Genomic DNA, 26,902 nt, shown 5'->3' with positions numbered 1-26,902 from the left:
GGAGTAGTCGCATGAGTTATCCCACAACGGTTTTCGCCGCGCTGACCGCCGCGGCGGCGATCACCGTCGCCAGCGCCTCGGCGCAGGCCCAACCTCACGAACCGGGACGGTTCCGGGCCGCACTCGCCGGAGATTCGGTGATCGTCACCCTCGACAACGCCGTGTTCGACCACACCGAGGACCAGTCGGTCGCCGTAGTCGACCAGCGCGGCGACACGGTGACACTGATTCCCACGGCCATCGAGATGAACCAGCAGCGCTTCGTGGTGCGTCACGCGATCTCCGATGACGCACGGACCCTGACTCTCACCCCGGATCTGCAAGCAGTCAGGGCCGCCGCTGTCGGGCCGGTCGCCTCGCCGATGGAAGAACAGCTCGCCCTCACCCAGCTCGCCAGCGACCTGGGCACTTACATGGGCACCGGCTCGGCCATCGGAACGCTCGTCGGCGCGGTCATCGGTCTCGGGCTGGGACTGAGTTCCTGCCTGATCACCGGCCCCGCGTGCCTGACCATCACACCGGCCGCGGTCGCCGCCTTCGCCAGCGCCGGCGGCATCGCAGGCACGTTGGTCGGCGGCGGCGCGGCGCTGGCCGGATCCGGCTGGAACTATATCCTCACCGTTCAATCGCCACCTGGGCAAAGCCCCTACGCCGGTCAGGACGAAGCGTTGAATTCCGACGGCACCGGAGTGCCAGAACCTGCTCTTCGGCTGCCCTCGGGCTCCAGCGACGGCTTCGAGACCGGCTCGTCATCGTAACGGGAGAAAGATCTTGAAAGATGCTCTACCCCAACGTATCCGAGGTCCGCAAGGTCATCGTCCCGAATCATGTGAGGCGCCGCCGCGCGCGATACTGGACCGGTTTCTCGCCGCACTCCAACAGCAGGATGACATGGCGCGCGATGATTCCGTACCACCGCGATGAAGTACTCGGGGCGGCTCGGGGTGGGGCAGCCGTCTCATGCGGAGCTCGTGCGGTGATCGCGATGAAGTTGTTCGCGGCGGCGTTTCACCTCGGGGCCGCGGTGGGACTGCATCGCCAGTTGTGCTGGATCGCGGTCGGTGCGCCGACCGCCGATCTGGTGCGCTGCTGGTCGACGGTCATGTTGCTGGCCTTGGCCGGAGCCGCCGGTGCGGTGCTCGCCAGTATCTGCTTAGGCCGAATTGGCGAACATTCTGGCGCGCAACGGTCTTGGAATTTGTCGCTGCTGCTGCAGATCGCGGGTTCGGTGGCACTGTGGGTCGCGTTGACGACCGCGGCGTGACGCGCGCGGCAATCGGCGGCACTGGCTGACTCCGGCGGCACCTGAATCATCCCCTCAATAGTCAAGGAGCACAGCTGATGCGTCTGGAACGTCTCAGAACTCTGCACCGCATCGACCCGCTCGGTATCGACCAGACGCCGGAGTTCTCCTGGAATATCGCCGGGACCGTGCCCGACACGATGCAGAGGTCCTATCGGCTCACCGTCGACGACGGCGAGCGCATCGTCTGGGACTCAGGGATCGTGCACAGCGAACAGCAGTCCTTCGTCGAGTACGGTGGACCGCCTCTGCGCAGCAGGACGCCCTACCGCTGGTCGGTTCGCGTCGAAGACAATCACAGCGGTATCGCCACGGCGTCCGCTGAATTCGAGACGGCGTTCCTCGACGACGACTGGGTGGGCAGGTGGGTGGAAAGTACCATTCCGCGTCAGCAGGCCGACGTCGACTGGGGGCACGGGACCCAGCCGCCCGCGGTGGAGTTCCTCCGCCGGTTCGACGTCCGGGGTGGCTTCCGGCGCGCGCGGCTCTATGCCACAGCGCTGGGGGCCTATCGACCCAGCCTCAACGGCGCACGGATCGACGACCGGGAACTCGCTCCCGAGTTCTCGGTCTACCGAAGCAGGCTGTACTACCAGACTTACGACGTCACCACCCAGCTACGTGCGGGAGGCAACGAACTCTCCCTGTACGTCGGCGACGGGTGGTACTTCTGTCCGGCGACCCGCCCGCTCAGCCATGAGCTGCGCACCATGCCAGCGATCCTCTTCCAGCTCGAAGTCCACTACGAGGACGGCAGTGTCGAGACCATCGCATCGGATGGCACCGAGACTTGCCGGACCGGGCCGGTGCGATCATCCGACCTGTACTGGGGCGAGCGATACGACGCGACCGCGGCGTTCGGGGACCCGCGGCCCGTCGAGGTGATCGACCTCGGACGCGGCAACCTCGTGGCGCAACCGATTGATCCGATCCGACCGATGGAGCTCCTGCCCGCCCGCACGGTCGACACCTCACCTGACGGGGACGTCATCGTCGACTTCGGACAGATCATCGCCGGGCGGATCCGTGTCCGCATCGACGCGCCTGCGGGCACCGAGGTGACCCTCGAGCACTTCGAGGTGCCGACCGTCGACGGCGGCTACTTCAATTCGACTTATGCCGGCCAGAAGGACGTCTACGTCTCGGATGGAACCCCTCGTGAGTACGAGCCGCTGTTCACCTTCCACGGCTTCCGATATGTCCGGGTGTCCGGTCTCCCGGTCGTGCGCGCGGAGGACTTCACCGCCGTCCTCCTGACCACGCCGAAGGAGCGCACCGGCTTCTTCGAGTGCTCGGACGCCGGGCTCAACCGGCTGCACGAGAACGTGCTCTGGTCGCAGCGAAACAACATGATGTCGATCCCCACCGACTGCCCGACCAGGGAGAAGGCGGGGTTCACCGGCGATATCCAGATCTACACGCCCGCGGCCTTCGTCAACGAGGACGTGACCTCCTTTCTCACGGCCTGGCTGCGAAACCTCGCCGCCGAGCAGCACGACCACGGAGTCGTCCCGATGACGGTGCCCTTCACCACGCCCTACGAGCGGTTGTCGCTCTCCATGAGCGAGCAGTACGGCACCGAAGGCGTCACGGGCATCGCGGGATGGAGTGACGCCGCCGTCATCGTGCCGTGGGAGATGTACCGGGCCACCGGGAACACCATGGTGCTGCGGGAGTCTTTCTCCTCGATGTCGTCGTGGTGCGACACGATCATCGCCACCGCGCGTGCCGAGCGCGGGCCCTGTGACCTACCCGAGGAGCTCGACCGCTATCTCTGGAACACCGGCTTCCACTTCGGAGAGTGGCTCATCCCCAGCCGGGAGCAGAAGGGTGGCGACTTCGAGACGACCAAGGAATCCGCGGCCTACGTCGCGCCTTTCTTCGGATATCGATCCGTCCGGCTTCTCGCCGACATCGCGGGAATCCTCGGCCTCGGCGACGAACGGGACCGGTACGCCGCCCACGCAGAGGCGATGAAGGATGCGATCCAGCGCGTGTTCATGACGGGCGACGAGCTGCCGACGAAACTCATGGGCGGATACGTGCTCGCCTTCGCGTTCGACCTCGTCCCCGCCGAGCGGTGGCAGGCGTACGCTGCCAGGCTCGTCGAGCTCATCGAGGCCAACGACGGGCTGCTGGATACCGGCTTTCTCGCCACACCGTATCTCCTCGATGTACTCGTCCGGATCGGCCGGGCGGACATCGCGATCGATTTGCTCTGGGAGCGCAGGCAGCCGTCTTGGTTGTATCAGGTCGACATGGGAGCGACCGCGATCTGGGAGAACTGGAAGGCCATCGCGCCGGACGGGACGCCGGGTGTGTCGAGCTTTGATCACTACGCCTTCGGATGCGTCGACGACTGGATCTGCCGAGAGGTCGCGGGCATCAAGATGGGGGCGCCGGGATACAAGCACGCCGTCATCGCGCCGCGCGCGGACACCCGGCTGACGTGGTGCTCGCGGAGTCTGCTGACCGAGTTCGGCGAACTGGCCGTGCGCTGGACGCAGGACGAGCTCGAGGTGGTCGTTCCGTGCAACACGACCGCCACCGTTCACTGGCGCGGCGAGCGGCACGAGGTCGGAAGCGGTTCGCATCGCTTCTGAACCGGACTCGGCCTCGCGCCTTCGGCCACGCCGCTGATTCCGCGTCGCGCCGATCGCGTCGCGAACGATGGCGTTCGAGAAGAAGCTGAAGGACGCTCCCGTGCTGGGATCCGCGAAGGCGATCTGCCCGCTTCCGCCCCATGGGCATGGGCTTGGCTTTTCGAGTCGGTCGACGTCGGCGGTCGGGAAAGGCGATATGGAGCCTGAAAAACATCCACTAGGGTGGTTTTAAGTTAGCATTGCGGCTACGTTCGGGCGAGGTCCGATACGCACCGGGCATGGAGGGATCGATGGTGATTCGGCAATCGTTCAACGAGGGGTGGAAGGTCGCTCCCAAGCAGTACCTGTTCGCGGCGATCGTCGCGCCGGCGCCGCAGGCGGACATGGTGCTTCCGCACGACGCGATGGGTGATCTGCCGCGTGACCCGTGCAGCCCCAACGGCAGTCACTCCGGCTACTACCCGAGTGCGCATGTCGTCTACGAGAAGTCCATCGACGTTCCGCTGGAGTGGGCACAGCGCGCGGTCCTGCTCGAGTTCGAGGGGGTGTACCGCGACGCGATGGTCTACCTCAACGGCAACCTCGTAGGGCAGCATCCCTCCGGGTACAGCCGGTTCACGGCGACGCTGGATCCGTACCTGAAGCACGGTGAGGTCAACCGGATCCGCGTCGAGGCCAGGGCGCACCAGGACAGCCGGTGGTACACGGGCGTGGGCATCTATCGCAACGTGTGGCTGGTCGTGAGCGAACCCGTGCACATCCCCCTCGACGGCGTGGTGATCACGACGCCGGAGATCGACGAGAGCGTGGCGACGCTCGCCGTCGCGGTCACCGTGCGCAACGACACGCGCGGCACACGCGTCGTCCGGGCGCGGACGCGGGTGGTAGCGCCGGACGGGTCGGCGGTCGCGGAGCGGACGGCGCCGGTCACCGTCCTGCCGGGCGACTCCGCGGTGGTGCGACTGCGCCACTGGATCCGCGAGCCGCGGATATGGGACATCGAGAGCCCGTCGCTGTATCGCCTGGAGACCACGCTCACAGACCCGGACGGCACCGTCGTGGACACCGACGAGACCTCCTTCGGCATCCGCACGATCCAGGTGGATCCGATCCGGGGCTTCCGGCTGAACGGCCGAACCGTGAAGCTGCGCGGCGGGTGCGTCCATCACGACAACGGCCCCCTCGGCGCCGCGGCGATCGACCGGGCTGAGCAGCGCAGGGCGGAGCTACTGAAAGCCGCAGGCTTCAATGCCGTGCGCAGCGCCCACAACGGGATCAGCCGCGCGTTCCTGGACGCCTGCGACCGGATAGGGCTGTTGGTGATGGACGAGCTCACGGACGTCTGGACCACGGGCAAGAGTTCCTATGACACGTCCCTCACCTTCCAGGACTGGTGGGAGCGTGACCTGGAGGCATTGGTAGCTTCCGGTCGGAATCACCCCAGCTTGATCATGTACTCGATCGGCAACGAGATCCTCGAGATCGGGCGCCCGAGCGCCGCGGTATGGGGTCGGCGTCTCGCGGAGAAGGTGCGCGCACTCGACCCCACACGACCGGTGACGAACGCCGTCAACGGACTCGTGTCCGTGATCGACGCCGTCGTCACCGCCCACGATGACAGCGTTCCCTTCGACTTCAACGCGGTGCTGTCCGCGGACAGCACCAGTGCCGTCGGATCGTCGGAGCGGGTGACGCGACTCACCGAGGAGGCGCACGCGCAGGTGGACGTCGCCGGGATCAACTACGCCGAGGCGCGATACGACCTCGATGCCGAGTTGTTCCCCGATCGGATCATCGTCGGTACCGAGACATTCCCGGGCCGGCTCGATCGGCTCTGGACGCTGGTGGAGAAGCATCCGCAGGTCATCGGTGACTTCGCGTGGACGGCATGGGACCACCTCGGCGAGGTGGGGACCGGGCGGGCCTACTACGAGGGGGACCCCCTGCCGCCTACGGGCATGGCTTCTCCGTACCCGTGGCTGACGTCGCAGGCCGGGACCATCGACATCAACGGCGTGCGCCGCCCGATCTCCTACTGGCGCGAGGTGGTCTGGGGGCTGCGGACGGAGCCCTACATCGCCGTGCACCGGCCGCAGGGGCACGGCCGGACGCTCGTGCGGAGCCGCTGGGCCTGGGACGACGTCCTCAGCAGCTGGGCGTGGGACGTACCGCTGGGCTCGCCCGTCATCATCGACGTGTACGCCGATGCGGACGAGGTCGAGCTCGTACTGAATGGCGAGAGCCTGGGCATCACACCAGTGGGCGTGACCGCCGGCGACAGCTCGCGGGCGTTCATTGCCCGCTTCGAGGCGCGCTACGCGCCGGGGGAACTCGTCGCCGTTGCCCGCCGCGGCGGCGAGGAGATCGCGCGGAGCTCGCTCCATAGTCTGCGGGGCGTCCCTTCGCTTCGCGCTCGTGCAGAGAAGGAGCGGATCACGGCGACGTCATCCGACCTCGCCTACGTGCACCTCGAACTGCGCGACGTCGCGGGAACCCTGTCCGTCGAGGGGTCGGAGCGGGTGCAGGTGGCGGTGGACGGTCCGGGCGTCCTCGCCGGGCTCTCCAGCGCGAAGCCGGATGACGAAGAGGGCTTCGGCAGCGACGTGCATCAGACCTTCGAAGGGCGACTGCTCGCGATCATCCGTCCGACGGGCGTCGGGAAGATCCGTGTGCGGGCGGTGAGCGAGGCGGCCGGCAGCGTGGAGGTCACAGTTGATGCGGAAGCGCCGCACGTCGACGGTTCGTCGGAGGGGATGAGATGAGCGCATCGCTACGTAGCGCCCAGTGGTACGCGGGCGCCGATCGCAACGCCTACATCCATCGCGCCTGGATGCGTAGAGGCGTCCCGGGCGACTTCGCCGATCGTCCGCAGATCGCGATCGCGAACACGGCCTCGGATCTGACTCCGTGCAACGCGCATCTCACCGAGGTCGCCCAGTCGGTGAAGAACGGTGTATACGAAGCCGGCGGGATCCCGCTCGAGCTTCCCGTCGTTTCCCTCGGCGAGACCCAGGTGCGACCGACGGCGATGTTGTGGCGGAACATGGCCGCGTTGGCGACGGAGGAGATGCTTCGGGCGAACCCGATCGATGGCGTCGTCCTGCTCGGCGGCTGTGACAAGACGATCCCCGCGCTGCTGATGGCGGCAGCGTCCGTCGACCTTCCCGCGGTCGTCGTGCCCGGGGGACCCATGCTGACCGGTCACTTCCGCGGGGTGCCGTTGGGCTGCGGCACCGATGTCTGGCGATCGAGCGAAGAGGTGCGCGCGGGCCGACTCGACGAGGAGGAATTCCGGCGCTCGGAGTCCGCCATGATCCGCGGCAAGGGCCACTGCAACACAATGGGCACGGCCTCGACCATGGCTCTCGTCGCCGAGGCGCTCGGCATGGTGCTGCCCGGCCTCGCCGGGACCCCGGCGCCGGATGCCCGGCTCCTGGCGGCTGCGCACGAGTCCGGGCGATTCGCCGTGGAGCTCGTGGCCGAGGGGCGTGCGCCGACCAGCTTCCTGACGACGGGGAGTTTCCACAACGCGATCGTCGCGCTGGCCGCCATCGGCGGCTCCACGAACGCCGTCGTGCACCTGCTGGCCATCGCGGGCAGGCTCGGTATCGACCTCACCCTGGACGACTTCGATCGCATCGGCGCCGGCGTCCCGCTCCTGGTGAACCTGCTTCCGGCCGGCGCGTTCCTCATGGACGACTTCCACCGCGCCGGCGGCTTCCTCGCGGTGCTGCGGGAGGTGCGCGACCTGCTCGATCCGACCGCGCTCACCATCACCGGCCGCCCGCTCGTGGCGTACCTGGGCGACGCGCGGATCTGGGATTCCGAGGTGATCACTCCCCGGGCGACCCCGCTGCGGCCTGACGCCGGGATCGCGGTGCTGCGCGGATCACTGGCACCACGCGGCGCCATTGTCAAACCCGCAGCCGCGTCACCGCACCTGCTGAAGCATCGCGGCCGCGCGGTCGTCTTCTCGAGCATCGAGGATCTGCGCGCGCGGATCGATGATCCTGACCTGGACGTCGACGAGGACTCCGTCCTGGTTCTGCGTGGGTGTGGTCCTAAGGGATACCCCGGAATGCCGGAGGTCTCGAACATGCCGTTGCCGCGCAAGCTCCTCGAGCGCGGCGTGCGCGACATGGTGCGGGTCTGTGATGGGCGGATGAGCGGGACGGCGTACGGAACGGTCGTGCTGCACGTGACCCCGGAGGCGGCCGCGGGCGGACCACTGGCGTTGGTCAGGGACGGCGACTGGATCGAGCTCGACGTCCCGGCGCGCAGATTGGATCTGGACGTCCCGGCGGACGAACTCGCCGGCCGCACCGTCGACGAGGCAACGGTGCGCGGCTATGCGAACCCCCGGCGAGGGTGGGAGCGGCTGTATGTCGATCACGTTCTCCAGGCGGATGCGGGCGCGGATCTGGATTTCCTCGTCGGATCGAGCGGCGCCGACATCAGCCGGGAATCGCACTGAACCGCGGGCGGTTACGCGGGTTCGGGGGCGCGCAGCAGCACGGCGACCTGCGCGCGAAGCACATCGGCGATGTCGATTCGCCGGTCGCGCAACCAGAGGGTCTGGACGCCTTGAGCGGCCGCGAGGAGCGACCGGGCGGCGAGAGCCGGATCGACGCCGTCGCGCAGCTGATCTCTTTCCTGCATGAGCGTAAACGCGCGGCGAAGGATCTCCTCGCCCTTGGAGTACGTCCTGACGAAGTGGCCGTGCGCCGGGTGATCGGGTGAGGCGGCCTCGCCGGCCAGTACGAACTCGAGCTCGATGAGGGTCGGATTGGTGACATTCTCGGCGACTGCCTCGATCCACGCGTCGACGGCGTCGCTCCCGTCGACCTGGGTGCGGTTGCCCTTGGCGAGTGATTCGCGCTCCCGCCAGCGAAGCACCGCCTGTAGCAGGTCGACCTTGGTGGGGAAGTGGTGGCGTATCCCGGCGTGGGTGATCCCGGCTCGCTCCGCGACATCCCGGAGCGAGCCGTCCCGGAATCCGTACTTGGAGAAGATCTCTACCGCCGCGGTGACGATCTCGCGCCGCCGCGCCGACGATTTCGCGTATGTGCCGCGACTTCCCGGCCCCGTGGGTCGCGCGGAAGAGCTGGTATCGCGGTGCTGGTCGGTCGCCGTCATCTCACCATTCTCCCAGGAGGACTACGCGGGCCGCCGTCTTGCGTCGAATCCGCACCGAAGCGAGCGACAAGCGCACGCCGGAGGATCTTGCCGCTGAAGCCGAGCGGCAGCGCTCCCTCCGCTCGGTCGAGTGCATGGCGCGGCCCGCAGGAAGGCGATAGGCTAAATGCAATCCACTTGGGTGGTTTTAGAATGCGGAGCGATCGCTTCGCGCCCGCCCACTTCACCCAGGAGCCCTTCGTGATCGAGTTCCCGGCGTTCAGAGCGACGCGGATGTGCGGCGTGCTGTCGGAAGGCCCGACCTGGGACACTGTCCGCGCTCGACTCCTCTGGGTCGACATCCATGGCGGCCTCGTTCACGAGGGTGTGCTCGAGTGTGACGGGTCGATCACCGCCGTACAGGATCTCGAGTTCTCGAGCACCGTGGGATCGGTGGCTGTGTCGAAGACGGGGGCGCTGGCGGTCGCCGCGGCGGAAACCGTGCTGATCATCGATCCTGAAGGCAACCGGCGAGTGTTCAGTCGAATCCTGCCGCCACGCTCTGGTCGGCGGATCAACGATGCGAGCACCGATCCGGCAGGCCGCCTGTACCTCGGGACCCTCTCTCTGGAACAGCCATCGGAGTCCGAAGTGCTCGTGCGGATCGAGGACGACGGTGAGATGACGGTTATCGACGACGATCTCACCCTGTCGAACGGAATCGCTTGGTCGCCGAGCGGTGACCGCATGTACAGCGTCGATTCGCTCCGCCGCACGATTTATGTCCGCGACTACGACCCCGCGACCGGGCGCACGGGTCGGCGAGAGGTCTTCATCGATGGCCTGACCGGGATTCCCGACGGCATCTGCGCCGACCGGGACGGCGGCCTGTGGGTCGCCGTGTGGGGTACAGGGCAAGTGCGGCGGTACGACCGGGACGGTGTCCACGATGCCGTCATCCGGGTGCCAGCCCCTCATGTCTCCAGCGTCGGGTTCGCCGGGACCGACCTCGGCACGCTGGTCATCACCACCGCGCGGCAGGATCTCGGCGCCGCCCAGCTCGAACGATATCCCGCCTCCGGCGCGCTCTTCACGGCTTCGGTGGCCGTGCCCGGAGTTCCGGTCGCGCCGTGGCGAGGACCCATCTCCCAGGAAGGTACTGAATGAGACTCGTCCGCATCGGCGAACCGGGGCGCGAGCGCCCCGCCGCCTTGGTCTCCGACAGCGCGTACATCGACCTCTCCGACGTCACGTCCGATCTCGACGAGGCGTTCTTCGGGGCGGGGCGTCTCGACGAGGCCAGCCGGATCGTCGCCGAACGCCATGCGAGGGGACAGGCACGGGAGCTCGGATCGCAGCGTCTGGGTGCGCCGATCGCCCGTCCGCATCAGATCATCTGTGTGGGGCTGAACTACCGCGATCACGCCGCTGAGACCGGACAGGCGGTCCCCGAGGAGCCGATCCTCTTCACCAAATCCCCGAACACTCTCATCGGACCGAATGACGATGTGCGGATCCCGCGCGGCGCGACCAAGGTCGACTGGGAGGTCGAGCTCGGCATTGTCATCGGCAAGCGAGCGAGCTATCTAGCTGGCCCCGAGCAGGCCAGGGAGCACATCGCTGGTTGGATCCTGGTCAACGACGTCAGCGAACGCGCCTTTCAGATGGAACGCGGCGGGCAGTGGCTCAAGGGCAAGTCGGCGGAGACATTCAACCCGGCGGGTCCCTGGCTCGCCACCCAGGACGAGGTTGCCGACGTCTTGGACCTGGGCATGCGGCTCGATGTGAACGGGGTCCGTCGGCAGGACGGCTCCACGTCGACGATGATTTTCGATCCATTCACGATCGTGCAGTACATCAGCCAGTTCATGGTGCTGGAACCCGGCGACCTCATCAACACCGGGACACCCCCCGGAGTGGGCATGGGGTTCTCCCCTCCGATCTGGTTGCAGGAGGGCGATGTCATGGACGTGAGTATCGACCGTCTCGGACGGCAGCGTCAACGGGTCGTCGCACCGCGATGAGGGCATACGTGATCACAGAGCCGGGCATCGGCGGCGTCGCGGACGTCGAGCCGCCCAGTCCTGCGCCCGATGGGGTCGTCGTCGGGGTCTCGAAGGTCGGCATCTGTGGCACCGATATGGAATTCTTCGACGGCTCGATGGCATACCTGCACGATGGCAACGCCCGGTACCCGCTGCGCATCGGCCACGAATGGGTTGGCCGCGTCCTAGAGGTCGGCGTCGACGTCGATCCGGCGTATATCGGTCGGCGGGTCACTGGTGACACGATGCTCGGCTGCGGTCGGTGCCAGCGCTGTACTGCGGGTCGCGCGCACGTCTGTGCGGCGCGGTACGAGATCGGCGTCCGAGGCGGGTGGCCGGGCGCCCTGGCAGAGCGGCTCGCCGTTCCCGTCTCAGCGCTGCATGCCATCCCTGACTCGATCGACGACATCGCCGCCGCGATGATCGAGCCCGCCGGCAACGCATGGCGCGCCCTCGACGGCGCCGGAGTCGTAGCGGGCGAGCGGCTGCTGATTCTCGGGCCGGGAACGATTGGACTGCTGTGCGCGATGTTCGCGCATGCCGTGGGGGTCGAGGTGCACCTGCTCGGCCTCGAAGGCCGTTCGCTGGACTTCGCCCGCACGCTGGGTTTCGACGGCGTGTGGACAAGCGATACTCTCCCGAGCCTCGCATGGCACGGTGTCGTCGACGCCTCCAACGCCTCGCACCTTCCAGGGCTCGCGATCGACTTGGTCGAACCGGGAAGGCGAGTCGCGTTGGTGGGGCTCGCCGGTTCGCCGAGTCGCGTCGACAGCCGGGGTATCGCTCTGAAGGATGTGACGCTCGTCGGAGTCCTCGGCGCGTCGGCCGGACTTCGGCCGGCCATCGACGCGTTCGCGAGTGGGACTGTTGATCCCGGCCCTCTTGTATCGGCGATCGTCTCGTTGGAGGAGGCGACGGACGTCCTTTCCGGCGGCCGGCTTCCCGGCGCGGGCCCGGGACCCAAGACGCTGATCGACCTGAAACGAAGGAGTCGATGTTGAGGACAGCGATCGTCACCGGGGGAGCGAGCGGGCTCGGTGCGGCCGCCGCGAATCGTCTGCGTTGTGCGGGTATCCGAGTGGTCACCGTCGACCGGGCGGGCGAGGCGGACGAGGTGGTCGACATCGTGGAGGAGGCCGCCGTGACCGCGCTCGCGGATCGCGTCGGCCCGGTGGACATTCTGGTGAACTCGGCTGGCGTCGTCGGGCCGAATGCCCCGCTGGTGGCGACCACGGGCGACCAATGGCGGAGCACACTCGAGGTGAACGTCGTGGGCACGGTCGCGATGATGCGCGCGTTCATCCCTGGCATGGTCGCTCGCGGTTGGGGGCGGGTGGTCAATCTCGCCAGCATCGCCGGCAAAGACGGCAACCCGAATTTGTCCGTGTACTCGGCCTCGAAGGCAGCGGTCATCGCGTTGACGAAGTCCGCGGGCAAGGAACTCGCGAAGACGGGGGTCCTGGTCAATGCGATCGCTCCGGCGGTCATCGCTACGCCGATGAACGACAAGACTGCCGCCGACGTGCTGGCTCACATCACCAGCCTCATTCCGATGCAGCGCGTCGGGCGTGCCGAGGAGGTCGCCGAACTGATCGCCTGGCTCGCCTCGGATGCGGTCAGCTTCTCCACCGGCGCGGTGTACGACATCTCGGGAGGCCGCGCCACCTACTGATCGTTCGCTCGCATGTGCTCCGCCATCGTCAACTACGGTGAGGGCATGGGAGAGATCGCTCGTGCGCGCGGGCCGCGGGGTGAGTACGCCAAGTCGGCGCGCCGCCGCGAGGAGATCGTCGACGCGGCGATGCAGGTGTTTTCCGAGTCAGGGTTCCGCGATGGTTCGCTGCGGGATATCGCCGAGCGTGTCGGCATGACCCATGCGGGGATGCGGCATCATTTCCCGACGAAAGCGGCGCTGCTGGCAGCGGTGCTGCGCAGGCGCGACGAGACCGCGCTGGAGAAGGGGGCCTCGGCTAGGCCCCGGGGCGTGGGAGTGCTGCGGGAGTGGGTCGCGGCGACGCGGCGCAACATCGACCGGCCGGCCTTGATCGACCTCGAAGTGACGCTCGCGGCCGAGGCGATTGTGACCGAGCACCCCGCCCATCCGTATTTCGTCGAGACGTACGCCCGCGCCGAGCAGCTTCTCGTGCGCGCGTTCCGTGAGATCCAGGCCGACGGCGTGCTCGCACCCCAGATCACGGTGACTCAGGCGGCGCGCGTTGTGCTCGCGGCCACTGTCGGCCTGCAGCAGCTCTGGATGTGGGATCGGGACAGGGACCTCGTCGGAGAGCTCGAATTCGCTGTCGGATCGCTGATCACCGTGCCGCTCGGGCAAGCCTGAGCGCGAGCTGACTCCTGCCGTCCGTGGGGTAGCTGCGCGCATCGCAGCGCCGCGGTGCGCGGGCCTCAGCTCGCCCGTGAGGTGGGGGCTTGCGCTGACGAAGGCGGGGCGCCCGCGAATCTAAAAACGCACACTTGGATGCTTTTGTGTTAGCGTTGCCGATGGCGATTCGACCGCGGAGTCGGCATGGCTTCGAAGCTGTGCTCGGGCGCATCGCGCAAGCTGGATTCGGAGGCGGAAGATGACTGAGACCTCTAGTTCTCGGAGTGCGGATGTCGCTGTGGCGGCGATGGTCGCGGAACTTTCGGCAGCGAAGATCATCGAGCGACGCGAGGACGGGCTATCGATCCCGATCCGACCGGCACCCATCGGTATGGATGACCGCGAGACGGTCTTCGAAGACCCGTCCGGTGGCCACCGCGTCCGCAACGTGACGGCGCCGACCATCACGCCGTATCTGCCCGACCCGGCTGTCGCGACAGGGGCGGCCATGATCGTGGCGCCCGGCGGCGGCTTCTACATGCTGTCGATGGACAGTGAAGGGGCAGAAGCCGCCGAGTGGCTGCGTGATCGCGGGGTCGCCGCGTTCGTGCTGAAGTACCGGTTGCGCGACGCCGGCAGCACGCAGGCGGAGTTCGCCGAGCGATTCGTGTCGGAACTCGTCGCCGCCCATCGCAGCGGCAGTGTCGCGACCGGTGTCGCGGATATGGCTGGGATCGGTCAGCGGCAGGCGGTGGATGACGTGGCCCGGGCGGTAGAGGTCGTTCGAGAGAGAGCGGGCGAGTGGGGTATCGACCCCCGTCGGGTCGGTGTGATCGGGTTCTCGGCCGGCGCCTACGCCGCGGCGGCCGTGCTCGGGTACGCGGACGCGGACCAGTACCCGGATGCACTCGCGTGTATCTATGGTGGTCGGCTCTCCGCCGCGTGGGCGCTGCCCGACGTCCCGCCACCGTTGTTCACGGCGGTGGGGGCGCGTGACGCCTTCTGTGCCGGCGATGTGCTCGCGCTCGTCGACGCGTGGCGAACGCGGCAGGCGTCGGTCGACGCGCACGTTTACGACAGCGCCGACCACGGCTTCGGCATGAGGCCGACCGGAGGCGTGATCGACACCTGGATCGACCGCTTCGAGGACTGGCTCGCCGGCCTCGGATTCATCGCTGCCGATGGTGCGGCTCAGCCCTGACTTTCCTGGGCTCGCGATCGCCGAGACGATTTCCAGCGCCGCCAGGTTCCGGAGCGTGAGCTCTGTGCCGGGCGAGGCATCCGACTGCGCATCCAGGCGGCGAGGTCGTGGTGCGACTGTCGCGATGTCGGTGGCCGGGTGGAGTCGGTCTCCCTTGTGCGGAACGGGTGCCGGAATGTCCATCGACTGCCGCGACCGACTCCGCATCGATCCGGGGAAGCTGAACGTCAACGCAGTGCGATCGGGCAGGCCGAGGCGTGTCCAGATCGCGCGTGGTCGGCCATGTGCTCCTCGAAGGTCGACGCAGCGTTGTTATGACGACGTACATCGGCGGCGGAATGGGGGCCGCGGGGCTGTTTCGAGACCGTTCGGGTGGTGCTGGAGGCTTCGCAGACAATCAATCGCTCAAAAAGCATCCAATTGTGCGGTTTTAGCGGTAGCATTGCGCCTCACCGGGATGCTGCGCATCCTCGTGAATCACCATCTCTGGAGCCACAATGCAACGTCGCTACGCTCGCTTCTTCGCCGCCGCCCTTCCGCTGGCCGCGGCATCCGCCCTCCTTGTTGTTCCCGCTCACGCCGCAGATCCCTCGTACGGCGCGGGCACTGCCTACGTGGCGCTCGGGGACTCCTTCTCCGCCGGACTAGGTGCGGCGGGTTCGATCGATTCCTGTGGCCGAAGCGCCAACGGCTACCCCACGCTGTGGGCACAGGCGCACGGCATCAAGTCGTTCGTCAACGCCGCCTGCGGCGGAGCGGTAGGTGACGACGTGCTCGAATCGCAGTTGTCCGGTCTGAACGCGCAGACCGACGTCGTGACGATCACCATCGGCGGCAACGATGTCGCGCTGGGGGATCAGGTCTCGTCATGCCTGCTCGGCAGCGACCAAACGTGCTTGCGTCTGATCGATGAGTTCAAGGCGGGCCTGCCCGGCCATATGGTCAAGATCGACGCGGTTTACGCCGCGATCCGTGCGGCGGCGCCCAGCGCCGATGTCTACGTCCTCGGGTATCCGCATTTGTACGAGTCGAACGCCTCCTGTTCCGGCCCGCTCACACCGAGTCAGGCGCAACGCCGGGCACTCAACGATGGCGTCGATGCTCTCAACGCCGCTCTCGCGGCGCGCTCGTCGTACGCGCGATTCCACTTCGTCGACGCGCGCTCCACGTTCGCCGGGCACGGCGTCTGCTCCTCCGCTGCGTGGATCCACCCCGCGGCGAGCTTTCCCGCACCGCTTCACCCCAACTCGGACGGATACCGCTACGGCTACTTCGCCGCCCTCCAAGCGGTCACGGGTTGATCGAGTACCGGAGTACCTCTTCTACGAAGGAAACAATGAACGAGATCTTCTTCGACCGGCCGCAGGCCCGCGCCGCAGGGTGGGAGTCGACCAACCCGCTCGGGCATCTGGGCCGCGGCGGCGCACCGTTCCTCGACTCGGCCGCGATGGCCGGATTGATTCGCGACAGGGCCGGCTCCCTCACTCCGGTTGGGGCCGGGCGATGAGTCCGTGGTCGGCGTCGAAGCCGGTCCTGCCGCTCTCGAGCCGGTTCCACGCGCTCCGGGCGCGGCTGCCGAAACCCACTCCCTGGCGGATGCAGACGGTGCGGATCCCGACGAGAGCCGGCATCCTGCTGGGTGCCGACCTCTACACACCTGTCGTGCCCTCCAAGGGCGTCCTGCTTGTCGCCGGTCCGTACGGGCGCGGGCTAGCGATGGCGGTCGGCTTCGCGCGCGCCTTCGCCGGGCAGGGTTACACCACCCTTTTCGCTTCCAGCAGGGGAACGGCGGATTCGGAAGGCGAGCTCGACCCCATGCGTAGTGAGGCGGGCGACATGTGGGACATCGTGAGGTGGATGCGGGAGCGACCGTGGTATCCGGGGCGATTCGGCATGATCGGCGGCTCCTATCACGGATACGCCCAATGGGCCCTGATGTCCGACCCGCCCGATGATCTCGCGGCCGCCGTCGTGACGATGGCGCCGCACGACTTCATTCGTCATTCGTGGGGCACCGGGTCGTTCCGGTTCGATCTGGTCGGCTGGAGCGCGGATGTCGGATCGCCGGAGGACCCGAATCCGTTCCGGAGCATGCGCACGCGGGCGGCGATGCGGAAGCGGGTGGACGCCATGATCGAGGCCGTGCCGTTCCTCCCCGGCGCCCATGACTTCTTCACCGATGCGGGGCGGCGATGGGCGCTGGACCGGCTGGAGCGCGATGATCTGGACGATCCGTACTGGGCGTCCGAACGGCACGCCGATGCGCTGGAGAACAGCCGCGTTCCGACGCTGATCTTCGCCGGCTGGCAAGACATTTTCCTGCCCCAATCGATGCAGCAGTACGCGCGGCTCCGCGAGCGTGGCGTCGACGTCGCCCTCACAGTCGGCGCGTGGACCCATATCGACATCATCTTCCGTGGACAGCCGGTCATCGGACCGGAGACGCTGGACTGGCTTGACGCATATCTCGCGGGCGTGGGCGACCTTCGCCGGCGTGCGCCGGTGCGGGTCCAGCTCGGGGGGAGAAAGCGCTGGATAGAGCTGCGCGAATGGCCACCGGCCGACGTCACGACCACGACTCTGCACCTGCATCCCGGCGGGCGGCTCGATGAGGACGTACCAGGCCCCGGCGCGGCGGAGAGCTCCTTCGTGTTCGACCCGGCGCGGCCGACGCCGACGATCGGCGGCAACCTCATCAGCGCAGGCGGATACCAGGACGATACCGCGTACGCCGAGCGAGAAGACGTGCTCGTGTACGACTCCGCCCCCCTTGGCGCGGATCTGCGGCTGCTGGGCGCGCCGTCCGTGCTGCTCGAGCACATAACCGAACGGTGCGATGCGGACGTCTTCATCCGCGTCAGCGACGTCGATCCGAAGGGGCGCTCGCGGAACGTCACCGAGACCTATCAGCGGCGAAGCGGTGTCGGCGCACTCGCTCTGACACTCAACGACACCGCCTATGTGTTCCAGGCGGGGCACCGGGTGCGCCTCATCATCGCGGGCGGCTCGTTCCCGCAGTTCTCCCGGAATCCGGGCACCGGCGAGAACCCGCTCGCCGCGGCGACCCTGCACCAGAACCGACATGAGATCCACCACGCGAACGGCGCTTCGAAGCTGCATCTGCCCGTCGCCACGACGGCGGTGCGAAGCGCTCGATGCGCAGACCAGAGATCCAAGAGGAGCAACCACGCATGACGACGCAATCCGGTCGATCGGAACCCGTCGCCGACTCCACCGTCATCACCACCGCTAGCGGGAACGATGAGCCGCCGCCCCTCGTGCGCGGCTCGGTGAACGGCCTGATCGTCTCGTTCTTTCCTACCTTCATGGTGGTGTCGATGATCGGGGGTGCGATCCCTGGTCTTCTCCTTCCTCATCAGCTCGAATTGTTCGACGCTGCCAACAAGGAGGCCAACCTCGCCGTCGTGCTCACTATCAGCGCCTTCTGCACGATGGTCGCCGCTCCGATCGCAGGTCATATCTCGGACCGCACTCGCAGCAGATTCGGGCGACGTGCGCCTTGGATGGTGATCGGCGCGCTCGCCGGAGGGTTGGCGCTCGTCGGCCTCGCCTGCGCGGACAGCCTGGTAGCCATCTGCATCGCGTGGTCACTCGTCCAGGTCGCCTACAGCTTCGTCCAGGGGCCGCTGTCCGCGATCCTCCCCGATCGCGTTCCACGCCGCCGACGGGGCACCTTTGCCGCAGCAGGCGGCATCGCGCTGATGGCAGGCCTCCTGCTCGGATCGGTGGTCGGGTCGCTGTTTTTCGGCAATGCCGCTGTCGGCTATCTCTTCTTCGCCGTCACCACCCTTGTCGCACTGGTCCTTTTCGTTCTGTTCAATCCCGACCACTCCAGCCGGGATATACACGTGGACCGATTTCGGTGGACCGACTTCGTCCGGATGTTCTGGGTCAACCCGATCGAGCATCCGGACTTCTTCTGGGCGTTCAGCGCGAGGTTGCTGCTGTTCACCGGGTACTTCATGGTGAGTGGATATCAGCTGTACCTCCTCTCGGGCTACCTTGGCGTCGACCGGCCGCAGGAGGTGATTCCGGTGATCGGCGTGATCGGGCTGGCCGGCGTCGTCCTCAGCAACTTGGTGGCCGGACCGCTTTCGGACAAGGTTGGTCGCCGCAAGCCGTTCGTGTTCGGAGCCTCTGTGGTAATGGCGCTCGCACTGGCCCTGCCGTGGGTGTGGCCAACGCTCACGTCGTGGTTCATCATGGTCGCCGTCCTGAGTCTCGGCTTCGGAATGTACGGGGCGATCGATACGGCGCTGATGAGCGAGGTGCTGCCGTCCGAACAGTCGTTCGGCAAGGACTTGGGCGTGATCAACATCGCGGCGACGCTTCCGCAGACGATCAGTCCGGCGTGCGCCGGCGCGATCATCACGGTGTTCGGCTATGCGGGGCTGTTCCCGGTGGGCATCGTGCTGTCGCTGCTCGGTGCGTTCGCGATCTGGCCGATCAAGTCCGTGCGTTGATCTGGACCGATGCCGAAGCCGGTCAGGCTCCTTCGCCGAGTAGAGGTAGGGCCACGTTGAAAACCATCCAATTGGATGCTTTAGTGATTGCCTGTCGGCGAGGTGCTCACGCGCTCGAATTGCAGCGTGACGTCGATTCGACGCTCCCTGGGACGATCATCCTGGAAGCAAGAGAGGCAAAGAGATGATCCGCAAGGAGAATGGCGCCGCCGTCATGGCGATCGTTGGGTTGATGTTCACCGTCATGATTCCAGCGTCAGCGGACGCGCCGATTCCACCTGTGTCGGGATCTGCGGGCTCGACAGTTCCTCCGGTGTCCAAGGACGTGCCTGGCTACACCCCCAAGGGGCCGATCGAGGCGAAGAACCAGGTTCAGGGTCCGTGGGCGGTGAGCCAGACGGTGTCGACCGAGGCATGCGATCGCGAGCAACGACTGTGCGACATCTGGTATCCCTCGGACCTCGGCGCGAATCCGCTCCCCGGGCAACAGGACGGGTTCAAGCATCCGGTGATCGCCTGGGCGAACGGGTCGGGGCAGACGCCTGCCGTCTACGCGTACTACTTGCAGCACCTGGCCTCTTGGGGTTTCATCGTCGTCGCCTCTCGCGATGATCAGACAGGTGACGGCGGAACCACAGCCGACGCCGCCACCTACATATTCGAGCAGGACAAGCTGCCGTCGAGTGTTTTCCACGACAAGGTGGACACGACGAACGTCGGTGCAGCTGGACATTCGCAAGGCGGTGCGGCAATCGCGAATCTCCACGCACACGCGAGCCCCATTTTCACGACATACGTCGGTTTCCGCACCGCACCAGGGTTTTTCGCGGGCTGGTGCTGCGGCGTCACTCCCGACACCTATGCCGGTTCAGCGGTGAGTGCGTCGATCTTCCAGTGGAGCAGTACCTCGGACTCCGGTACGCCCGATTGGTACGACGCCGTGCCGGAGACCGCGCAGAAGGCGTACGCGCGATTGGAGCACACCCACCATGGCGACATCGGAGGCAATCCCGGTTGCCTGGACGCGGGTTGCGGGCAAGGGGCATACGGTTACCTCGGGTACTCGACGGCCTGGCTGATGTGGCAGTTGCAGGGCGCCGCAGACGGCAAAGCACCGTTCGAGCAGGAGGGCGAGTTCTTTCGTCCCGAGCCAAACTGGTCGCAAAGCCTGTCCAACGTATGGTGATTCGTGGCCAAACCTCTGGAAACAGCCTCTATATTTTCATTCAGACCCGTCTGGCGAAAGATAGCGGCTCGGCGGCCCGGCGCATCGGAATTTGGTGTGGAGTTGCAACGTTCTTTCGGGGTATTCGATGGCGGATTTAGGCGCGGTGTTTGACGTCGCCACAGCGAAATACGCTGCCCTGCAACGACAGTCGCCGCCATCTTGTCGAATCTTCGGGAGCTGTTCGCCGCCGATTTTCTGCCGGACTGTCAACTGGCCGGGTAAACTTCCCGCCGTGACAAAGAATATTTTCAATATCCAGATGAGATTCCGGGGCGGATCCGTTCTTCTCGCAACGTATTTGGGAGCGAGCGCAATGTTGGGCGGCCCTGCATACGCCAGCGGCTTACCGTCAGCGGCAGACGCTCACGGCGCCGTCTACGTCGCCATGGGCGACTCGTACGCATCGGGGGCGGGAATCGAGCCGATGGTCTCTTCCAGATTGTGCGGCCGCTCCGCGGTCAACTACGCGCACTTGGTCGCACGGGACCTCGGGACCGCCGAGTTTCGGGATGTGACGTGCGCCGGCGCCAAGGTCGCTGATTTCGGCGCACCGCGGATCGGCGAGAACGATGAGACTGAAGCGCCCCAGTATGACGCGCTCAGTGCGGACACCACTTTGGTGACGGTGGGTATCGGTGGCAACGACATCGGGTTGGTCGGTCTTGCGATCAGTTGCTTCAGAGCGGTGTATCGACTCGGCGACTCCTGTGCTGCCCAGAACAAATCGAACCGCGGCGACGTGTACGCCGACAAGATCGCGGAGTTCGCGGGCGCCTATGGCGAGATGGTCGAAGAGATCCGCCGCCGTGCCCCTCGCGCCGAAGTCGTCATGGTCGGGTACCCCACATTCTTCCGGACCGGTGGATGCCCACTCGTGCAACCGATGTGGCCCGCCGACGCAAACTACCTCCAGGCACGCATCGAACAACTCAACGCGGTCATGAAGGAGCAAGCCGCCGCGCACGACGCTCGATTCGTCGACCTGATCGAGTCGACTCGGGGACACGATGCGTGTGCATCCCCGGACCAGCGGTGGTTGGAAGGACCGGTTCCCGTCGATCCCAGCGCAGCTCCATTGCATCCGAACTCGGCAGGCTACGTGAACATGGCGAACGAGGTGTTGGCGACTGTTCAACGTAGTAATTGAAACGTTTCAACCCATTCATCGCGGTGATCGGCTATGCGGGGCTGTTCCCGGCGGGGATCGTGCTGTCGCTGCTCGGCGCGTTCGCGATCCGGCCGATCAAGTCCGTGCGACCCGATGACGTCGTCGCCTACGGTCCCGTCCGCGGACGGTTCCCACCCATGGCCGTATGTAGGCCACGCTCTTCTGAATCCCCGGCGCCGGTGGTCGTGTACGTCCACGGTGGCGGCTGGATGTCCGGAGACGAGGTCGGCGGCACGGCGCATAGGTGTGCCGGGCCTCCACCCTTGCCGCGCTCTCCATGCGGCCTTGTCGCGCTCCGTCCCCGGGCGACTGCAGATGGCACTGAAAACCTCCCAACTGGATGAATTTAAGGTAGAGTGCCGATCAGGTGCTCACGCACTCGAAACGCAGCGTCGCATCCGTTCGGCGCTCTGGGAGGATCATCATGAGCGACGTCTTGTTCGACTGGCTCCAGGCCCGCGCCGCGGACTGGAAGTCCACCGACCCGCTCAAAGGCGGCGACGCCGAGCTCATTCAATGGCTGCTAGGTCCTCGTCCCGGTGAGGCCGATTACGTCGCTCCGGAGACCGTGGTGCGCGACGAGATCCTGAAGACCGACGGCGGCGACCTGCGAGTGCGCGCCTACCTGCCGAAGCTCTCGGTAAAGGAGAAGCGCCCGCTGCTGGTCTGGTGTCATGGTGGTTCGTTCTTCAGTGGTGACCTCGACATGCCCGAATCCGATGCGGTCGCGCGGGAGATCTGCGTGCGGGCGGATGCGGTGGTCGTGACCGTCGACTACCGGCTCGCGCTCGGTCTGCACTATCCGGCGCCGAGCGACGACGTCGTCGCGGCCTTCGATTGGGTGGTGGCCACCGCAGCCGCTCTGGGCGCCGACGAGCAACGCATCACGATAGGCGGGGCGAGCGCAGGCGGCAATCTCGCCGCGGGCGCTGCTCTACGGCTCCGCGATCGCGGCACGGCAGCGCCCGCGTCGGTGCTGCTGCTCTATCCGATCCTCCACCCGGTGCTCCCGGAACCGAGCGAGGAGCTCGCGGGCAAGATCGCCGGCCTCTCTCCGATGCTGCGCCCTTCACCGGACCTCGTCGAGATCGTCGTCGAGAACTACCTCGGAGTGCCCGCCTCGCAGGCCTTCTCCTACGGCATGCCGGGTGTCGAGGCGGACCTGCGCGGTTTCCCGCCGACGATGATCATCAACAGCGAGTACGACGGGGTTCGGGCCTCGGGTGAGCTGTTCGCCGATCAGCTGCGCCAAGCAGGGGTTCCGGTGACGGAGCGGGTGGAAGCGGGTGTCTACCACGGCCACCTGGGGCGGGGTGGCGGGGCCGCGTTCCTCCGCTCCGTCGCCGAGATGGCCGGCTGGGTTCGCGGTCGGACGGATTCGTGAAGGCGGCCGCGCCTGAGCCCGGTGGGGCTGGCCTGATGTTCGGCTACGCCGAACACTCCCTGCTGGGCATCGCTCTGTCGCCTTTGGGCGCATTCGTGGTCCGGCCAATGAAGTCGGTTCGCCGAGGTGCCAAATGACGTGCAAGGAGATGCTGTGCTGCACATGATCGCGACGGCTGTCGTAGGGGTCCCCGCTGTGCTGCTCTTTCTCTGTGTCGGCGGGCAGTACTTCCCTCTCGTGGGGTTCTCGATCGCCGGGGCGATGGCCTCGACAAGGATCTTCGCGGTCGCTCTCATCGCGCTGAGCGTGACCGCCGCCGCGGGCGTTCTCCTGGCCTGGTCCCCGTCGGCAGGTGGATGGCTGGTGCTGGCGGCCGCTGTGCTGGCTTTCCTCGGCGCGGCGCTGAACGGCGTCCGCCAGCTGAGGCTCGCTCGGCGTGAGAACGTGTTCGTGAGTCTCGCATCGGCGATCCGACGTCCGCAGGTGGATCTGACCCCGGACGCCGATGAGGTCTACACGACAGAGGGAGATCAAGACCTGTCGCTGTCGGTATGGAGAGCCGTCGCGCCCGAGGGACTCGCGCCGGTGATCCTGATGGTGCACGGCGGAGGCTGGGTGGCCGGCGACCGCAACAGTGGCAGCACCCCACGTCATGCGCGCTGGTTCGCCGACCGCGGATACCTGGTGATGGGAGTCGACTACAGCCTGTCCAGCGAAGAACGGCATCTATGGGACGTCCAGGAAGGCCAGATCGCCGAGGCGATCCGTTGGGCGGTGCGGAACGCGCACCGCTTCGGCGGTGATCCGCGGCGTATCGCTCTGGTCGGCGAATCCGCCGGCGGCAACCTCGTGATCAACGTCGGATCCCGCATCGCGGCAGGGGAGTGGGTGCTCGAAAGCTCAGGGACGCCAGTAGTTGTCAGCGCGATCAGCGCGCTTTACCCAGCGACCGATCTGCGCGCTATCAGCGACAGCCCCGATCTGGTGCTTCGGAAGTGGTTGCGCTCGCTCGTCGAGCGCTACACCGGCGGATCTCCTGACATGTACCCCGAACGTTACGACGCCGTCGACTCGTCGACGCACATCCGCTCCGACACGCCCCCGACGCTCCTGGCTTTCGGTACCCGCGATCACCTTGTCCCGCCTTGGACAATCCGCGCCTATGCGCGACGTCTCCGCGGCGCCGGGGTGAAGGTGAAGACGCTCGAGGTGCCGTACTCCGGTCACGGCTTCGATGAGGAAGGCTCCATCGGCTGCCAGGTGTATCGCGAAGTGACGCTCAACTGGTTCGCGTCGCACGTGGAAGCGTTCTGCGGCATTCGGTCCGAGAGTGGAAGGTAGGCGGAGTGTTTGACGGCAACTGGCCTCGATGTTCCATCAGGCCGTTTGACAAGATGACCTGGGCGGCATGGAATTCGGCATGGAGTTGCGAATTTTCTTCTTGGGAGTTCTTGTCGGGTTCGGCTGCCGAGTCGTCATTGTGTGAATACTGTTGCCGGCGCGAGGAATACGTGCGCATGTCGGCGCGGTGTTCCCGGCTGCGCGTAAGGCCGAGGAATTCGCATAGCAGTGTCGGGAGCAACTATCGCCGTCCGCAGCTCGTCGACCGTAGCTCACGGCGAAGCATGTTGTCCTGCAACGAGATCGATCGCTGTCCAAGCAGATCCTTCAGGGAATCTGAGCTGCCGATTTCGCTATCGGACAATCACCTGACGGGTATTATTTCCGTTCATGGCAAAAAACACTCTCAATATCCAGACGAGATTCCGAGGTCGATCTGCGCTCCTTGCAACATGCTTGGGGGCGGCCGCGGCGTTCACCGGCCACGCGTATGTCGGCGGCTTGTCGTCGGCGGAGGCCGCTCACGACACTGTCTACGTCGCCATGGGCGACTCGTACGCGGCGGGGGTGGGGATCGAGCCGATGGTCTCTTCTAGATTGTGCAGCCGCTCCGCGTTCGACTACGCGAGCTTGGTCGCGCGGGAACTCGGAGCCGCCGAATTCCGGGATGTGACGTGTGGCGGCGCCGACGTCGCTGATTTCGCCGCACCACAGGTCAGTATGACCGGGTATACCGAAGCGCCCCAGTACGACGCGCTCAGTGCGGACACCACTTTGGTGACGGTGGGTATCGGCGGCAACGACATCGGGTTGGCCCGTCTCGCGGTCATATGCCTCAACCCGACGCACCTGAGCGGCTATTCCTGTGCCGCCTCGAACAACTCGAACGGCACTGACGTCTACGCCGATAAGGTCGAGGAGTTCAGGGGCACCTATGGCGAGGTGATCGAAGAGATCCGACGCCGTGCTCCTCGCGCCGAGATCGTCATGGTCGGCTACCCCACCGCTTTTCGGCCCGGTGGATGCCCCGACGTGCAACCGATCCTGCCCGCCGACGCGGACTACGTGCAGTCACGCCTCGAACAACTCAACGCGGTCATGGAGGAGGAGGCCGCCGCGCATGGCGCTCGGTACGTCGACTTGATCGAATCGACGCGGGGACACGATGCGTGCGCGGCTCCGGAGGAGCGGTGGCTGGAAGGAATGATTCCGCTCAAGCCTGGCGGAACGCCCCTGCATCCGAACGCGGCGGGCCACGCGAACGCGGCGAAGGAGATACTGGCGACTGTTCGCGAAGCTGATTGAAACGTTTCAAACGGTCTGGCCAGCCTTTATCAAGCCGGTCTGACCACGGTGGGTCTGCCGCAGGCAGTCCTGTTCATCATCAGGCCCCTCATCAACCCCTGTTCGCATCCGGAAGCTAGGAAAGTCATTGCGAGAGATCGAGATCGAATGCTTCGGCCGTGTCGTCGGCGACCACGACGCGATCGTGCCCGCCGGCGAAGTGGGGGCGCGCTGCTGATGAGACTGATGAAAGAACTGCTGGACAACCTGTCGATCGAGTTGCCGTCCTGGGCGTTCGGCAACTCCGGCACCCGATTCAAGGTGTTCCAGGCGTCGGGCACACCGCGCACCGTCGAGGAGAAGATCGCCGATGCGGCCACCGTCCACCGGCTGACCGGCCTGGCGCCGACTGTGGCACTGCACATTCCGTGGGACACGGTCGCCGACTATCGCGCGCTGGGAACCTACGCCGAAGATCTCGGCATCGGGCTGGGCACCATCAACTCGAACACTTTTCAGGACGAGGACTACAAGTTCGGCAGTCTCACCCATGTCGAGAAGAAGGTGCGACAGAAGGCCATCGACCATCATCTCGAGTGCATCGAGGTGATGAACGCGACCGGGTCGCGGGATCTGAAGATCTGGCTCGCCGACGGCACGAATTATCCCGGCCAAGGCGACATCCGGTGGCGTCAGGACCGACTCAGCGAATCGCTCGCCGCCATCTATCAGCACATCGGCGCCGATCAGCGGCTCGTGCTGGAATACAAGTTCTTCGAACCCGCCATGTACATGACCGACGTCCCCGACTGGGGCAGCGCGTATGTTCACGTTGCCGCACTCGGCGAGCGGGCGGTGGTCTGCCTGGACACCGGCCATCACGCGCCGGGGACCAATATCGAATTCATCGTCGCCCAGTTGCTGCGGCTGCGGAAACTCGGCTCGTTCGACTTCAATTCCCGCTTCTACGCCGACGACGATCTCATCGTCGGCGCGGCCGACCCGTTCCAGCTGTTCCGGATCCTGTTCGAAGTGATCCGCGGCGGCGGCCTCGCTCCCGATTCCGGGGTAGCGCTGATGCTCGACCAATGCCACAACATCGAAGCGAAGATCCCCGGCCAGATCCGATCGGTACTCAACGTGCAGGAGATGACCGCCCGCGCGGCGCTGGTCGACACCGAGGCGCTGACCGCAGCGCAGGAATCCGGCGATGTCTTGGGGGCCAGCGCTGTGTTCATGGATGCCTTCTACACCGATGTCCGCCCCCGGCTGGCCCGCTGGCGCGCCGAGCGTGGTCTGCCCGAGGACCCCATGGCCGCCTTCGCGCGGTCCGGCTATCAGCGGCAGATCGACACCGAACGAATCGGCGGCAATCAATCAGGCTGGGGCGCTTGATATCCAGAACCGACCGCTGAACCTACCGTTA

Annotated in this window: 22 protein-coding genes; 21 read left to right on the top strand and 1 reads right to left on the bottom strand. The window is 66.3% G+C overall.

Features of this window, described 5'->3' with window-relative positions:
• Positions 1-11 precede the first annotated feature (11 nt).
• From AB0H49_RS22580 to AB0H49_RS22560, 5 genes are all read left to right on the top strand, one after another.
• Positions 12-758: a hypothetical protein gene (locus tag AB0H49_RS22580; RefSeq protein ID WP_357254078.1), complete on the top strand. Its 747-nt coding sequence runs from the start codon at positions 12-14 to the stop codon at positions 756-758.
• 227 nt (positions 759-985) lie between these two features.
• Positions 986-1,264 (top strand): hypothetical protein, encoded by a 279-nt coding sequence (locus tag AB0H49_RS22575; protein WP_357254076.1) that lies wholly within the window; start codon positions 986-988, stop codon positions 1,262-1,264.
• A gap of 77 nt (positions 1,265-1,341) precedes the next feature.
• Positions 1,342-3,906, top strand: a complete 2,565-nt coding sequence (locus tag AB0H49_RS22570) for a family 78 glycoside hydrolase catalytic domain (RefSeq protein WP_357254074.1) — start codon at positions 1,342-1,344, stop codon at positions 3,904-3,906.
• 290 nt (positions 3,907-4,196) lie between these two features.
• Positions 4,197-6,668 carry a glycoside hydrolase family 2 TIM barrel-domain containing protein gene (locus AB0H49_RS22565; protein ID WP_357254072.1) on the top strand — a complete coding sequence of 824 codons (2,472 nt, stop codon included), beginning with the start codon at positions 4,197-4,199 and terminating at the stop codon, positions 6,666-6,668.
• Complete coding sequence (locus AB0H49_RS22560) at positions 6,665-8,380, top strand: dihydroxy-acid dehydratase (RefSeq protein ID WP_357254070.1); 1,716 nt, start codon at positions 6,665-6,667, stop codon at positions 8,378-8,380. Before AB0H49_RS22565 ends, AB0H49_RS22560 begins: the two co-directional genes overlap by 4 nt.
• Before the next feature lie 11 nt (positions 8,381-8,391).
• On the opposite strand, the gene AB0H49_RS22555 is transcribed toward AB0H49_RS22560, so the two are convergent.
• Positions 8,392-9,042 (bottom strand): TetR/AcrR family transcriptional regulator, encoded by a 651-nt coding sequence (locus AB0H49_RS22555; protein WP_357254068.1) that lies wholly within the window; start codon positions 9,040-9,042, stop codon positions 8,392-8,394.
• A 240-nt stretch (positions 9,043-9,282) separates the two neighbouring features.
• Here AB0H49_RS22555 and AB0H49_RS22550 point away from each other — a divergent pair, with 240 nt between their 5' ends.
• From AB0H49_RS22550 to rhaI, 16 genes are all read left to right on the top strand, one after another.
• Entirely contained in the window at positions 9,283-10,188 is a 906-nt protein-coding gene (locus tag AB0H49_RS22550; protein WP_357254066.1) for an SMP-30/gluconolactonase/LRE family protein, read from the top strand.
• On the top strand, positions 10,185-11,045 hold the full coding sequence (locus AB0H49_RS22545) for a fumarylacetoacetate hydrolase family protein (RefSeq protein WP_357254064.1): 861 nt from the start codon (positions 10,185-10,187) through the stop codon (positions 11,043-11,045). Before AB0H49_RS22550 ends, AB0H49_RS22545 begins: the two co-directional genes overlap by 4 nt.
• Positions 11,042-12,067, top strand: a complete 1,026-nt coding sequence (locus AB0H49_RS22540; protein WP_357254062.1) for an alcohol dehydrogenase catalytic domain-containing protein — start codon at positions 11,042-11,044, stop codon at positions 12,065-12,067. The genes AB0H49_RS22545 and AB0H49_RS22540 overlap by 4 nt, the downstream gene beginning before the upstream one ends.
• The gene (locus AB0H49_RS22535) at positions 12,061-12,738 is read left to right on the top strand and encodes an SDR family NAD(P)-dependent oxidoreductase (protein WP_357254060.1); all 678 of its coding nucleotides are present in this window, start codon (positions 12,061-12,063) and stop codon (positions 12,736-12,738) included. The genes AB0H49_RS22540 and AB0H49_RS22535 overlap by 7 nt, the downstream gene beginning before the upstream one ends.
• 45 nt (positions 12,739-12,783) lie before the next feature.
• A complete protein-coding gene (locus AB0H49_RS22530; protein ID WP_357254058.1) occupies positions 12,784-13,404 on the top strand; it encodes a TetR/AcrR family transcriptional regulator in 621 nt (206 codons plus the stop codon).
• A 289-nt stretch (positions 13,405-13,693) separates the two neighbouring features.
• The gene (locus tag AB0H49_RS22525; protein WP_357254215.1) at positions 13,694-14,587 is read left to right on the top strand and encodes an alpha/beta hydrolase fold domain-containing protein; all 894 of its coding nucleotides are present in this window, start codon (positions 13,694-13,696) and stop codon (positions 14,585-14,587) included.
• Positions 14,588-15,084: 497 nt separating this feature from the next.
• Positions 15,085-15,888: an SGNH/GDSL hydrolase family protein gene (locus AB0H49_RS22520; protein ID WP_357254056.1), complete on the top strand. Its 804-nt coding sequence runs from the start codon at positions 15,085-15,087 to the stop codon at positions 15,886-15,888.
• Positions 15,889-15,923: 35 nt separating this feature from the next.
• Positions 15,924-16,094, top strand: a complete 171-nt coding sequence (locus tag AB0H49_RS22515) for a hypothetical protein (protein ID WP_357254054.1) — start codon at positions 15,924-15,926, stop codon at positions 16,092-16,094.
• A gap of 89 nt (positions 16,095-16,183) precedes the next feature.
• Positions 16,184-17,782 carry a CocE/NonD family hydrolase gene (locus AB0H49_RS22510; RefSeq protein ID WP_357254052.1) on the top strand — a complete coding sequence of 533 codons (1,599 nt, stop codon included), beginning with the start codon at positions 16,184-16,186 and terminating at the stop codon, positions 17,780-17,782.
• On the top strand, positions 17,779-19,071 hold the full coding sequence (locus AB0H49_RS22505; RefSeq protein ID WP_357254051.1) for an MFS transporter: 1,293 nt from the start codon (positions 17,779-17,781) through the stop codon (positions 19,069-19,071). Before AB0H49_RS22510 ends, AB0H49_RS22505 begins: the two co-directional genes overlap by 4 nt.
• A gap of 184 nt (positions 19,072-19,255) precedes the next feature.
• Entirely contained in the window at positions 19,256-20,257 is a 1,002-nt protein-coding gene (locus AB0H49_RS22500) for a hypothetical protein (protein WP_357254049.1), read from the top strand.
• A gap of 274 nt (positions 20,258-20,531) precedes the next feature.
• Positions 20,532-21,446, top strand: a complete 915-nt coding sequence (locus tag AB0H49_RS22495; RefSeq protein ID WP_357254047.1) for an SGNH/GDSL hydrolase family protein — start codon at positions 20,532-20,534, stop codon at positions 21,444-21,446.
• A 445-nt stretch (positions 21,447-21,891) separates the two neighbouring features.
• Positions 21,892-22,851: an alpha/beta hydrolase gene (locus tag AB0H49_RS22490; RefSeq protein WP_357254045.1), complete on the top strand. Its 960-nt coding sequence runs from the start codon at positions 21,892-21,894 to the stop codon at positions 22,849-22,851.
• Between the two features lie 162 nt (positions 22,852-23,013).
• Complete coding sequence (locus tag AB0H49_RS22485; RefSeq protein WP_357254213.1) at positions 23,014-24,192, top strand: alpha/beta hydrolase; 1,179 nt, start codon at positions 23,014-23,016, stop codon at positions 24,190-24,192.
• Positions 24,193-24,582: 390 nt separating this feature from the next.
• Positions 24,583-25,497 carry an SGNH/GDSL hydrolase family protein gene (locus AB0H49_RS22480; protein WP_357254043.1) on the top strand — a complete coding sequence of 305 codons (915 nt, stop codon included), beginning with the start codon at positions 24,583-24,585 and terminating at the stop codon, positions 25,495-25,497.
• Positions 25,498-25,722: 225 nt separating this feature from the next.
• The gene (gene rhaI / locus AB0H49_RS22475) at positions 25,723-26,871 is read left to right on the top strand and encodes an L-rhamnose isomerase (RefSeq protein WP_357254211.1); all 1,149 of its coding nucleotides are present in this window, start codon (positions 25,723-25,725) and stop codon (positions 26,869-26,871) included.
• Positions 26,872-26,902: the final 31 nt, after the last annotated feature.

It is taken from the genome of Nocardia sp. NPDC050713 (assembly GCF_040654315.1).
Taxonomy (GTDB): Bacteria; Actinomycetota; Actinomycetes; order Mycobacteriales; family Mycobacteriaceae; genus Nocardia.
Note: the sequence above shows the minus strand (reverse complement) of the source record. Positions and strands in the feature narration are given on the sequence as shown.